This window comes from Pseudoalteromonas sp. T1lg22, assembly GCF_002964645.1.
Taxonomy (GTDB): domain Bacteria; phylum Pseudomonadota; class Gammaproteobacteria; order Enterobacterales; family Alteromonadaceae; genus Pseudoalteromonas.
This window is the reverse complement of sequence record NZ_PQBY01000023.1, coordinates 1-12,580: the sequence shown is the minus strand read 5'-3', so window position 1 is coordinate 12,580 and position 12,580 is coordinate 1. Positions and strand designations below refer to the sequence as shown.

The window sequence follows — 12,580 nt, the reverse complement described above, 5'->3', positions numbered from 1 at the left end:
AGTAGTTATGTGGAACATTCCCAATACGTTAACAACCTTTAGGTTGTGCCTTATTCCAATTTTTTTAGTTATTTTTTATTTACCTTATCAATGGGCGTTTTTCGCAGCGGCATTTGTATTTTGGTTGGCGTCGATCACGGATATTCTCGATGGCTATCTGGCGCGACGCTTAAATCAGTCGACTCCCTTTGGTGCCTTTTTGGATCCTGTAGCCGATAAGGTCATGGTCAGTGTTGCTTTGGTGTTGCTGGTTAGTCATTATCAGAGTTTATGGATGACGGTGCCGGCGATCATCATTGTTTCTCGGGAAATCGTTATTTCCGCATTGCGTGAATGGATGGCCGAACAGGGTAAGCGTGGTCAAGTGGCCGTATCCCAGCTAGGAAAAATTAAAACCGCCGCTCAGATGTTAGCCATTATCGGCTTGATTTGGCAGTTTCAGCCCTGGATGGTGAGTTTAAGCTATGTGTTGTTATACATTGCGACCTTGTTGACCTTTGGTTCTATGGTGCAATATTTAATGGCAGCACGTCATAGTTTACTGGCTGATAACGGTTAAATGTATAATTACACACCGTTTTAGATAAAAATTAAGCAAACGATTCAAAACTGATATTTTTTGTATTGACGCGTTTAATAATCTCTGTAGAATGCGTCGGTGTTGAGAGGGCGCTAGCCCAATCAAAGTAAACGAAAAGCCAAGCTTTTCGTGCAGTGAGAATGTCTAACTGTAGGATGCGAGTATAGCTCAGCTGGTAGAGCGCAACCTTGCCAAGGTTGAGGTCACGAGTTCGAACCTCGTTACTCGCTCCAATCTTTGATGGCGGAATGGCAGAGTGGCCATGCAGCGGATTGCAAATCCGTCCACCTCGGTTCGACTCCGGGTTCCGCCTCCATTTTCTCAACACTATCCACATGCGCAAGCAACCCGATGCCCGGGTGGTGGAATTGGTAGACACAAGGGATTTAAAATCCCTCGCTGGTAACAGCGTGCCGGTTCAAGTCCGGCCCCGGGCACCATTTTAACACTATGTGTTTTCGGATTTTGCGAGTATAGAACAGCTGCAAGAAGGTAAGGACGCAACCTTAAACTTCTAGCAGTTAAACTATTCTCACTATGGAACGCGAGTATAGCTCAGCTGGTAGAGCGCAACCTTGCCAAGGTTGAGGTCACGAGTTCGAACCTCGTTACTCGCTCCAATCTCTTCCGCTTCGTATGTACGACTCTTGAGTCGACCATCCGCCCGGGTGGTGGAATTGGTAGACACAAGGGATTTAAAATCCCTCGCTGGTAACAGCGTGCCGGTTCAAGTCCGGCCCCGGGCACCATTTGACTACTTAGTCAAATGACCTATGACTACAGAATTGTTTAGCTGCTAGAAGGTAAGGCAACCTTCATATAAAACGGCGGTAAACTTTCTTTTTGGAACGCGAGTATAGCTCAGCTGTAAGAAGGTAAGGACGCAACCTTTTTCTTATTGCGGTGCGAATATTCCCATTCCGATCATGGAACGCGAGTATAGCTCAGCTGGTAGAGCGCAACCTTGCCAAGGTTGAGGTCACGAGTTCGAACCTCGTTACTCGCTCCAATTTCCTCTGATTCATAATCAAATCCCTCTCTTAATAAAATAATAAAAAACGCCATATAAAATTGTCGAACGCTTAATTCTACCTAAAGTTAATAAAACCCCTGGTGTTTACTGCATTACTAAACCTAACTGCTCCGGCTGTTAGTTATACTGGACCTCCCGTCGTTTATTTCACACATTGCCTTGATAACAGAACTTAGTAACCATATGACTCATTGATACTTTTTATCTCTGTGCTCAACCTGGCATCGTATTTTTATTGCGGGTGGCGCCCAGGAGCGGGTTAATATTTGTTGCGGTGACGATAATTATTTAAGGTTAGCCTTACTATTATCTTCCCCCTAGACCTATTGTATTCTTTCATTGCAAGCCTAGCTTATCAGCCGATACTTACTCGCGGGTTGCCTAAACTCTGAGGTGTTAGTTTGAGTAATGGGCGGGGCGCCCAGCTTTTTTGAGCTATCTAGGTATGGCATTCACAGTGACTCAAAACCTTGGCCAATTAACCTTTCATTGCCCTGGTAGTTTGGAAAAACCTCACAAAGTAACTTTTATTTTCAATTTAAAATTCTTCTAGGTCAGGGTGTTATTTTTTGAATATAATTTAGTCATTTCGCATTCATCTAGCTGCATTATTATCCATCACACTAAAAAACAGCATGAGTATCGACGGGATAAAAAGGTGTTTATTGCCTGGTGTCGATTCTCTGCTTAATTTTATTTTTGCTTCTTTTCTATTCTTAAGCTTTTGATTTGGTTGTTTTTATTTTATTTTCAGCCATGCAGTTCAAGCGAGTGCGCTTTATAACTATAAGAAAAGTTTTTCGTTATAGATTTGAGTCTTAAATTTAAGTAATTGATGTGGCAAGCTTAATTTCCATTGGCGAAAATCTATTCAATTTCACACCTTAAATCGGTTGAATTTTGACCTTTCGTCTTGCTATTATGCCGCCTTTTTTATTCTGGTTGTGATTTAGCAGCTCAATAAAAGCATTCAGTTTTTGGTTCAATTTCTTATGGGCCAAGGGTTTTTATTGTCTTAATTCACTACCTTTGCCGTTTTTTGATTTCTCTTTTATCTGAGATTTCAATTATTTACATAAATTATTTCAGGTGTAGCGATGACAGCAAAACTTAAAATAACTAAGGCAGGGATGTATAAGAGTTTATCTTTTTTACTGGTACTGTTCGTATATTTCCAAAGTGTGCAACCTGCACTAGCTGCAAGTGCGCTAGGGCAACAAAAGACTCTGGTAATGTTGCTTAACTTTAAAGAAAATCCAAATGAGAAACCAGTGACCTCGGGTGAAGCACATGACCTAGTGTTTGGAACTGTGAACGATTTCTACAAGGAAAACTCCTTTGGTCAAACCTGGTTTTCGGGTCAGGTAGTGGGTTGGTATACATTACCGCTTTCTAATCAGGAATGTAACTTCCTTGCCGTTCAAGATGCCGCCGATCAAAAAGCCATAGCCTCAGGTATTGTTCTGTCCAACTTTGATCGTATCGTTTATTTGATGACCAAAACAGCTTGTACGAGTTCTGGTCAAGGTACAATGCAGGGCAGCCCAACACGTGCCTGGATTAATGGTAACTTCTCCGCTAAGACGACTGCTCATGAGTTGGGGCACAATTTGGGTTTGTATCACTCACGAGCGTTAGACTGCGGTGCCAAAGCCATTGGCGAGCAGTGTAAGACACTTGAATATGGCGACACCTATGACGCTATGGGTGGTCCGGATATCGGTTATTTCAATACGTTCCAGAAAGAGCGATTGGGCTGGTTGGAAGGTGCCCATGCCGCTAAAACAATCGAAGTGACTCAAAGTGGTACTTATTCAATCGCTAACTATGAAACGCAAACCAATCAACCTGTGACCATCAAGGTGCCACGTGGTATAGACTCAACTACAGGCAAAAAGAGCTGGTTTTATATTGAATACCGTCAGTCGGTAGGCTTTGACGACTTTTTGGATGCCCGTTCATACAGATCTTCGCGGGATGATGTAACGGCTGGCATCATTGTTCGCTCGGCTATCGAGGGTGACGGACGTAGCAGCAATTTACTTCACTTTAAACCGGAGCCTGACTCTAGCTTTAATGACTGGTTTGATCCTGCACTGTCTATTGGTGGCAGCTTTACCGATCCTGTTTCTGGTGTTTCCTTTAGCCTGGTTAGTGCAAACGGCAGCTTGGCCGAGGTAAAGGTTACTTTAGATGACTCTGGCTCAGGCGGTGATAACGGAAGTTGCGCAATTAACGCGCCGTCCATAAATGCACAGGCCATCACGGGAAGTTCGGTATTCGCTGGCGCCGAAGTACAGTATCAGGTGACGGTTACCAATAAGGATTCGGCAGATTGTGCCAGTGCCAGTTTCGATATCAGCACCGCTGTACCGTTCGGTTGGCAAGTAACTAATGACCGAGTAACTTTAGCGCCGGGTGCGTCTGGGCAAGTTGTTATCGCTGTGACTTCAGCGCAAGAGGCCACAGCAAAAGATTATTCCTTGTCAATTAAAGCGACTCACGGTTCTGATTCAGCTTATAGCGCCGCGACATCGGTACGTTATACCGTAGTTGCCGATGAAAGCACTGCACCTGCGGTGGTTGCGGTTGACGACTCGGTAGCCTTAAGTGCAAAGGTGTCGGTAGTTATTGATGTGTTGGCCAATGATATGGTTGATGCACAAGCCTCGGCGTCAGTAACATCATTCACTCAGCCTAACAAGGGCAGTGTAGAACTGTTGTCAGATGGGACCTTGCGTTATACGCCGGGCCGACGATTTAAAAACAACGACAGTTTTAGCTATACGATTAGTGATGGGAATACGCGTTCGACAGCCTATGTTTCTGTAAGGCTACAGTCAGACGGTGGTAGCAATACAGGGCCTGGGAAGGGCAAAAATAAGTAAAGATAGATATAAAAAAGCCTGACTCGTAAGAGCCAGGCTTTTTAGTTTTTCGATTTAACTTTGCCTATTCAAGGTTAATTGCTGAAGCAGGTGCAGGGCACATCTCCATGTCCACACACTGAGGACACAGCGTACAAGTTGCCATTGCGTCCGGAGCATCCACAGGCAAGCCAAAGGCTGTTATGCCACTGGCCGAAACAGTGTCCATAAAGGCTCCTACGTCAAACCCAGGGGTGCCTTCACCTAATTCACCTTCTCCTGGTACAGGAACATAGCTACCATAGTAGTCTGTACAGGCCCCAGGGCTACCAGTAGGGGCTAGTTCATAATTGTCGACGGTAGGGCCATCATTGTCTTTGTTATCTGTAACACTAGTGAGTGTGATCGCAACGGCAGATTCATTACAGATTTCACCGCTGTAATTTACTTGTAGTCCATAGTCACCGTAATCATTCAACACCACGACCACATCACAGTCTTTTGTGAGCGATAACTCACCAGGGATTTCTTGAGGGGGGCAAATCCCCATTCCACTATCTTCAACGTCTTTTTCGCCGCCATCTTCTACAGCAGCTTTCACACTGGCGTGATTATCAAATCCATTATCATTGGTAGTAAAAGAGCCCTCAAAATCATGCTTTTCTCCCGGCTCTAACATTTCTAGGGTGTACGTATGACTGCCTGCTCCATCAATAGCTTCAGCGGTATCATCGACTGCTACGATATCATAGAGTGTAAAGTCGCCGGTGTTTTCCACTGTAAGTTTGTAGCCGTATACGAGTGCCGTACCTGCACCATCAGGCCCATTGCCTGTACAGGTTTTAGTGATTTCTATGTCAGCTTCACCTGGGACATAGCAGAATGACACATGACTAAGGCCATAGTAATTGCCATTGTTTTCATTAACGGGAGAATGAAGTCCCCCGTCCCATGTAAAACCAGTGCTTTCGTAGTCATAAAGGTTGCCATTAGGGCCACCTTTAACGAAAATGGAATAGATAACCCCGCCGCTGGACGTCCAGTCAAACGTTTTGTCTGGTTTAACATCTATAGTTACACTTAGGTCGCCATCGCCGAGGTTCATATTACCCAACTCGCTCCCGTCGATGCGGTACTCTACGAGTCCATCGATAGGACCTATTAGATCACTACAGGTGGGGTTTCCGGATTCAAACATAGGTTGAATACCTCTGTCGGATGCCGGTCCAGGATCCCCAGCAAACGCATTTTGTGCGCAAAGGGTAAACCCTAAGACTAAAAAAAGAGCAAGTAACTTGCTGGTACTGAAGGTAGAACAACTAAAACCGCTTGTGCCCCACCATGAATTCATTTTGGTTTTCATAAAAGCTCCTTTGAGTACGGACAACAAACTGCGGCCCTATACACAGTGATAGTTAGTTATTGCCTAGTGAAACTTTTTACTTCGTACTTTAAGTACGTCACTTTGCTTAAGAGCACAGACCATGCCAATTATTAACTATCTGTATTTATTAAAAATTATTTCAATTTGATAAGAGGCGAGGTCTATGTTGTTTCATAGCCGATACACCCTAATTTGCTGAACTGCTCTCGGAATGCGATTAACTGTATGAATTTCATAAAGTTAAATCTTGGCGGGGTGATGTGTACAGCAACGGACACAGTGTTCACCAGTGTTACACTTCTTAAGACACATAATTTATTGAGCGCTTCTTAATCATTCAGATCAGAAAGTTAAAATTTATAGTTGACCGAATTCAGTAATTCGTTAGACTACGCGCTCGTTCATACGGTTTAGTCCGTAGGGATGGGTAGTTAGGATGTAAGATGTGAATGGTTTACTGCTCAAGTTGAAGACACAACCTTTAGCTAGTGAGGCAGATAAGCTTTCTCAATATGGAACGCGAGTATAGCTCAGCTGTAAGAAGGTAAGGACGCAACCTTTTGTCTTATAGCGGCACGAATATTCTCTTTCAGACCCAGGAACGCGAGTATAGCTCAGCTGGTAGAGCGCAACCTTGCCAAGGTTGAGGTCACGAGTTCGAACCTCGTTACTCGCTCCAACTTCCTTATTTCTGTTGCTACAATCATTTCAAGAGGGCGGAATGGCAGAGTGGCCATGCAGCGGATTGCAAATCCGTCTACCTCGGTTCGACTCCGGGTTCCGCCTCCATTTACTTCTTCTCTCCTTTATTTTCAAATAATCCCTTTAATAATTCCATGGGTAATGGAAAGGCGATGGTTGAGTTTTTCTCGCCGGCAATTTCCGTTAATGTCTGCAGGTACCTTAATAAGATGGCGTTAGGTTCTTTTGATAAGGTTTCTGCCGCTTCAACCAGTTTTTCTGAGGCTTCCATTTCCCCAGAGGCGTGAATTACTTTTGCTCTACGTGTACGTTCTGCTTCGGCTTGTTTGGCTATGGCCCGAATCATGGTTTCATTAAGGTCGACGTGTTTAATTTCGACATTGGCAACCTTGATCCCCCAGCCGTCGGTGCGGGCATCTAAGATCTCCTGGATATCGGCGTTCAGCATATCTCGATTCGCCAGCATTTCATCCAGTTCATGTTGCCCCAGCACAGATCTTAGGGTTGTTTGTGCCAGCTCCGAGGTGGCCTGGAGAAAGTTTTCTACATTAATAATGGCTTTTTGTGGGTCGAGCACGCGAAAGTAAATAACCGCATTGACACGCACCGAGACATTGTCCCGACTTATTACATCCTGGCTGGGCACATCCATGACTATGGTACGTAAATCCACGCGAACAATTTGTTGAATAAAGGGAATGACGATAATGAGCCCCGGCCCCTTTACCTTGTAAAAACGCCCGAGCAAAAATATCACGCCGCGCTCATATTCGCGCAAGATACGAAATGCGCTGAGGATGATTAGAATGAGCAAGAGTATTATGGTGCTCGAGAAGATCTGACTATTGGTTAAGAAGATTTCCATGGCTTACTCCTTGGCTGTAGGTGGCGAAACATACAATGTTAAGCCCTGAACTGATTCTATGGTGACCTGAACACCCTGTTTGATGGGGGTATCGCTGTGTGCAGCCCAACGCTCACCGTCAACGTCTACAAATCCCTGGCCGCAAAAATCCTGTTCGGCTATGGCTACTTTCCCAATCAGGCTTTCTTGACCTGAAACTATTGCTACATTTCGATTTCGCCATAAATAACCGAGCATAAAGATCACCACTAAGACGGTGGTAAAGGCGACGCCGGCTATTAGCGGAATGGAAATCTGAAAGTAGGGGCTTTGAGTATCGATTAAGAAAATTGAGCCTAAAACAAAAGCAGCAATGCCACCGAGCCCAAATATGCCAAAGCTCGGCACAAACGATTCGGCAACCATTAAAGCAATGCCTAACGCGATCAGCGCCAGGCCGGAGAAACTTAGAGGTAACATTTGAAAGGCATAAAGGGCGACGATAAGGCTGATGGCGCCAACGACACCGGCGACACCAATGCCTGGGCTGTAAAATTCCAGCAGTAGGCCATAAACGCCTATGAGCATTAATATATACGCTATGTTTGGGTCGGTAATGGTGGCAATAAAGTTAAAGCGCCAATCCGGCTCGACTGGCTGCAATTGAGCTCCCGCTAGCGTCAGCTTCATCTGTTGCTCACCGCTTTTGATGCTAAACCCCTCAAGCTGAGCCAATAGATCTGTGGGGGAGTCGGCCAGATGAGTGATGACGTTTTCTTTCATGGCTTCCGATGCCGTCAGGGTTGCCGCTTCGCGCACCGCTTGCTCTGCCCATTCGGGATTGCGTCCGCGTAGCTGCGCCAGTGAGCGAATATAGGCAATAGCATCATTGAGCATCTTCTTATCCATGGCGCTTGGGGTTTGCTCTTTTTCTCCTTGAGGCTGACCTTGCCCAGGCGCGGCGATATTCACCGGCGTTGCGGCGCCTAAGGTGGTGGCCGGTGCCATAGCGGCAATATGGCAGGCGTATAACAGGTAAGTGCCGGCACTGGCGGCGCGAGCACCTTGAGGATACACCAGACAAGCGACGGGAACAGAGGAAGTTAATACCGCTTGGTTAATTTGCCGCAAACTGCTGCTTAATCCGCCAGGAGTGTCCAGGGTGATCATCAGTAGGGGCTGTGATAGAGCATTGGCCTTATTGATTTGGCGAACGACAAAATCCGCCACTGCGGGACCGATAGCCCCCTCTATGCGGATCTCCTGGACTATGTTTGTTGGCTGCTGCTCTGTTGGTTGTTGCGCCAAAGAGTAAAATGTGGTCAACAGCAAGACTAAGGCGAAAATTCGTATCATGATCACAATGAACTTGATGCTTTTGTCAAAGTATAGTCCCAGTTGGAGTGCTGCGTTATTTACAACTAATATCAAAGCAATACCGACAATACGCTAAGCAGGGCGTAGTGAGTTGATTAACAATGACCATGATCGAGACCTATCATCTCCTTAAAGCGCTAGGCGGGTTGGGGCTTTTTTTACTGGGCATGACCATAATGACCGATGCCTTATATCAACTTGCTGGTCAGCGGATCCGTAATGCCTTGATGTCCTTAACACGTAGCCCTGTGTCCGGAGCGTGCACTGGAGCCTGCAGCACGGCTATCCTTCAGTCTTCAAGCGCCACTACTGTGGCCGCCGTCGGTTTTGTTTCAGCCGGGTTGTTAACCTTTAAAGAATCCTTGGGGATTATCTTTGGTGCCAATGTAGGCACGACCATAACCGGCTGGTTAGTGGTGTTGATAGGTTTTAAGCTTCAACTGACCAGTTTGATCTTGCCTTTATTGCTGTTTGCCATGGTTGCTAAGTTGTTTTTAAAGGGAAAGCGAGCCTCACTGGCCATGGCGGTAGCGGGATTTTCCGTTATTTTTGTTGGCATCGGCATGATGCAAAGTGGTCTGTCCGGGTTTGAGCAGGTATTAACACCAGAAACCTTTGGTCCGGATACCTGGCTTGGCAGAATACAACTTTTGCTCCTTGGGGTCGCCATTACCCTGGTTACCCAGTCCTCAAGTGCCGGCGTAGCGGCGAGTCTCACCGCCTTGTATGCAGGTAGCATTAACTTTCATCAAGCCGCCGCCTTGATCATAGGCATGGATTTGGGTACTACGGTGACTGCTTTGGTTGCGACCTTGGGTGGCTCGGTTGCATCGCGACGGACTGGCCTTTCGCACGTAATTTATAATGTCTTAACGGCAATGATGGCGCTGCTGCTTATCACACCCTTTGTGCATCTTTGGCAATGGCTGTTCACACAATCGATTGAAACCCAGGCGCAACTGGCTCTGGTGGCCTTTCATACGCTCTTTAATGTCTTGGGACTGTTTTTGGTTTTGCCTTTTACCAATCAGTTTGAGCATCTTATGCGAATGCTGGTTCCTCAACGGGGGCAGTCATACACTGAGGCATTGGACAACACCTTATTGCGGGATGTGGACCTTGCTTTAAAAACGGTTCATGCCAGTGTGTATTGGCAATTTCATGATCTCCTCTGTTATCTTCGCACCCGGCTAAAGCCGGGAGACTTTGTTAATGCTCCCCCTTTTCCCGAGCTTCAAAGTGCACTGGACGAAACCCATGTCTATGTTGACCTGATCCATTTACAGCAAAAAGATAAACCGAGCTGGTCTCAGTTACTGGAGCTGATTCATATCCTAGATCATATGCAGCGTTTGCATGAAAGATGCAAAGTCTTGGGCGATGACCCATGGTATGACAGAGGTGGCGAGCTTATTATGAGAAACGGGCATTTTAGCGCACTCCTTATAAATACGGAGCAAGCCCTGAATAATATGATGCTGAGTATTAATGAAGGTGACAACCTCCGTTTGTGGCAACAGGCGCAGAGCCTGGGTGACGAAGTGGACAACGAGTTAGCGAGGGCCCGAGCTCAGCGGATGCATGATATAGCCGTAGGCCGGCTGGGGGTACCAGAGGCCGAGGACTACTTGGAGCAATATCGGCATCTGCAAAAAACTATCTACCATATTCGCCGGGTTTGTTTGCATCTTAATCGGTGGCAAGAAATTAAATAACAAAAAAGGCCGCAAGTGCGGCCTTCATTTGATTACTCCCAAATTCCCGGGGGTAAGTCCTTATCCAGCTTTTTATGGTCGCGACGATTAAAAGTGGGTACGTCTCCAGCCTTAAGTTGTCTGCGATAGTCTTTAGCTAACCAGATCACCACGCCTGAAAGCATAAACAGAGCGATAACATTGACGATGGCCATCATCCCCATGGAAATATCTGCAAGTGTCCACACCAGCTTAATTTCACCGAGCGAGCCAAACATAACCATGGCGAGCACCAATAAGCGGAAGATCAACATGCCTTTTTGGTGGTTGTGCTCCAAAAACAGCAGGTTGGTTTCTGCATAAGAGTAGTTAGCAACGATAGAGGTAAAGGCAAAGAATAAAATAGCGATGGCGATAAAGGTTGAGCCCCATTCACCAACGTGTGTCACTAATGCTTGTTGGGTTAAGGCAATGCCGGTCAGGCCAGAGCCAGGTTCAAGTTGACCCGATAATAAAATCAGCGCCGCCGTGGCACTACAGATCACTAAGGTATCAATAAATACGCCAAGCATCTGCACATAACCCTGAGAGGCCGGGTGAGGCGGGTTAGGCGTAGCCGTGGCGGCGGCGTTGGCAGCACTACCCATACCAGCTTCATTTGAAAACAGGCCGCGCTTTATGCCTTGTATCATAGCCTGCATAACGCCATAACCAATGGCGCCGGCACCAGCCTGCTCAATACCGAAAGCATGATCAATGATCAGCATAAATACGCCGGGCAATTGCTCCGCGTTGACCGCACATACATATATAGCCAATAGAAGATAAGCAATGGCCATAAAGGGCACCACGATTTCGGCAAAGCGGGCAATGGTTTTAAGGCCGCCGAAAATAATAAAGCCGGAGCCAATCACCAGGGCTATGCCAACAGCATACTTGGGAATATCAAAGGCCACATTAAAGGCTGCGGCAATGGAGTTAGCCTGTACGGCATTAAAGACCAAGCCAAAAGCCAGGATAAGGCAGAGTGAAAATAGCACCCCCATCCAGCGCTTACCTAGACCAAGCTCCATATAATAAGCTGGGCCACCACGGAAGTTGCCTTCTTCATCTTTTATTTTGTAGGCCTGGGCCAGGGTGCTTTCAGCGAAACTGGTGGCCATACCTATTAGTGCGATAAGCCACATCCAGAAAATCGCGCCCGGACCACCTAGGTATAAGGCAACGGCAACGCCGGCCATATTACCGGTACCAACACGAGCGGCAAGTGAAGTACAGAAAGCCTGGAAGGATGAGATACCGCCTTTGGCTCCTTCACGACTAGCGAACATGACTTTAAAAGAGTACCCAAAGTCTCGAAATTGAATAAAGCCCAAACGAACAGTGAAAAATACACCTGCAGCTATCAGCAGATAGATAAGTACATGCCCCCAAATAAGGCCGCTAATAGCGTTAGCGATTTCGGTCATAACAAGAGTACCTTTGAACGAGTAAAAAATTGAGGCGCAATCTAGCATATAGACGAGCAAACTTTTAGTGCCTTAGTACATAAGATAGCTAATTCATTTGGTTATCCACAGGAATTTGTGAATAACTGGTGGGTAGGGTGTAGTTAAAAGTGGGGATGAAATCTTTTTGTCATTTTCTTTAAAAAAGGGGTTGCGTCGAAATCGTTTCTCCCTATAATGCGCATCCACCGACACGGAGCACAACGCTGAAAAGCAACGAGCAAAGTGGTCGGGAAAGTTAGACGGAAAAGTTACTTCTCTTTGAGAAAAAGAAAATTAAATTTTCTAGTTGACTTTGAGTCAGGAAGGCTTAATATACGCAGCCCTGACGCGATGAAGAGTCATCGCAACGTTCTTTAAAAATATGAAGCAATCATCTGTGTGGGCACTCGTACAGGTTGAGTTCTAACAGCAGATTCTAGTTCGCTAGATGACGCAAAAAAATTTAGAGTCTCAATTGAACTGAGTGACCAACGGAATAATCTCTCTTTATAAGAGAAGTTATTCAGCACAGTCAATTCGATTCGAAAGAATCAAAATCAGAATTCAATGAGCGCCGTTCTTCACTCTTTATGGGTGGGAACAAAAAAA

Annotated in this window: 7 protein-coding genes and 8 tRNA genes; 11 read left to right on the top strand and 4 right to left on the bottom strand. The window is 46.0% G+C overall.

All coding sequences use genetic code 11. The features are described 5' to 3' along the window. Positions 1–7 precede the first annotated feature (7 nt). From pgsA to C2M24_RS12980, 8 genes are all read left to right on the top strand, one after another. Positions 8–559, top strand: a complete 552-nt coding sequence (pgsA, locus tag C2M24_RS13015; RefSeq protein WP_105200435.1) for a CDP-diacylglycerol--glycerol-3-phosphate 3-phosphatidyltransferase — start codon at positions 8–10, stop codon at positions 557–559. A 178-nt stretch (positions 560–737) separates the two neighbouring features. Further along, positions 738–813 (top strand) — tRNA-Gly (locus C2M24_RS13010). Between the two features lie 9 nt (positions 814–822). Next, positions 823–896: transfer RNA gene (locus C2M24_RS13005), tRNA-Cys, on the top strand. Between the two features lie 37 nt (positions 897–933). After that, a tRNA-Leu gene (locus C2M24_RS13000) sits at positions 934–1,020 on the top strand. A 104-nt stretch (positions 1,021–1,124) separates the two neighbouring features. Continuing rightward, positions 1,125–1,200 (top strand) — tRNA-Gly (locus tag C2M24_RS12995). Between the two features lie 42 nt (positions 1,201–1,242). Further along, a tRNA-Leu gene (locus tag C2M24_RS12990) sits at positions 1,243–1,329 on the top strand. Between the two features lie 184 nt (positions 1,330–1,513). Then, positions 1,514–1,589: transfer RNA gene (locus C2M24_RS12985), tRNA-Gly, on the top strand. Positions 1,590–2,845: 1,256 nt separating this feature from the next. Then, positions 2,846–4,501, top strand: coding sequence for an Ig-like domain-containing protein (locus C2M24_RS12980; RefSeq protein WP_199775724.1), 1,656 nt, complete (start codon positions 2,846–2,848; stop codon positions 4,499–4,501). 64 nt (positions 4,502–4,565) lie between these two features. Here C2M24_RS12980 and C2M24_RS12975 read toward each other — a convergent pair whose 3' ends face one another. Beyond that, on the bottom strand, positions 4,566–5,843 hold the full coding sequence (locus C2M24_RS12975) for a DUF7507 domain-containing protein (protein ID WP_105215405.1): 1,278 nt from the start codon (positions 5,841–5,843) through the stop codon (positions 4,566–4,568). 624 nt (positions 5,844–6,467) lie between these two features. Here C2M24_RS12975 and C2M24_RS12970 point away from each other — a divergent pair. Continuing rightward, positions 6,468–6,543 (top strand) — tRNA-Gly (locus C2M24_RS12970). 36 nt (positions 6,544–6,579) lie between these two features. Continuing rightward, a tRNA-Cys gene (locus tag C2M24_RS12965) sits at positions 6,580–6,653 on the top strand. A 1-nt stretch (position 6,654) separates the two neighbouring features. On the opposite strand, the gene C2M24_RS12960 is transcribed toward C2M24_RS12965, so the two are convergent. Together C2M24_RS12960 and C2M24_RS12955 are read right to left on the bottom strand one after the other, a co-directional pair. Next, positions 6,655–7,431, bottom strand: a complete 777-nt coding sequence (locus C2M24_RS12960) for a slipin family protein (protein WP_105215403.1) — start codon at positions 7,429–7,431, stop codon at positions 6,655–6,657. Between the two features lie 3 nt (positions 7,432–7,434). Further along, positions 7,435–8,766 carry an NfeD family protein gene (locus C2M24_RS12955; protein WP_199775723.1) on the bottom strand — a complete coding sequence of 444 codons (1,332 nt, stop codon included), beginning with the start codon at positions 8,764–8,766 and terminating at the stop codon, positions 7,435–7,437. 122 nt (positions 8,767–8,888) lie between these two features. On the opposite strand from C2M24_RS12955, the gene C2M24_RS12950 reads away from it, so the two are divergent. Further along, positions 8,889–10,502 (top strand): Na/Pi cotransporter family protein, encoded by a 1,614-nt coding sequence (locus C2M24_RS12950; protein ID WP_105215399.1) that lies wholly within the window; start codon positions 8,889–8,891, stop codon positions 10,500–10,502. Positions 10,503–10,534: 32 nt separating this feature from the next. Here the strand turns inward: C2M24_RS12950 and C2M24_RS12945 are convergent, their stop codons facing one another. Then, positions 10,535–11,950 (bottom strand): alanine/glycine:cation symporter family protein, encoded by a 1,416-nt coding sequence (locus tag C2M24_RS12945; RefSeq protein ID WP_105200430.1) that lies wholly within the window; start codon positions 11,948–11,950, stop codon positions 10,535–10,537. Positions 11,951–12,580: the final 630 nt, after the last annotated feature.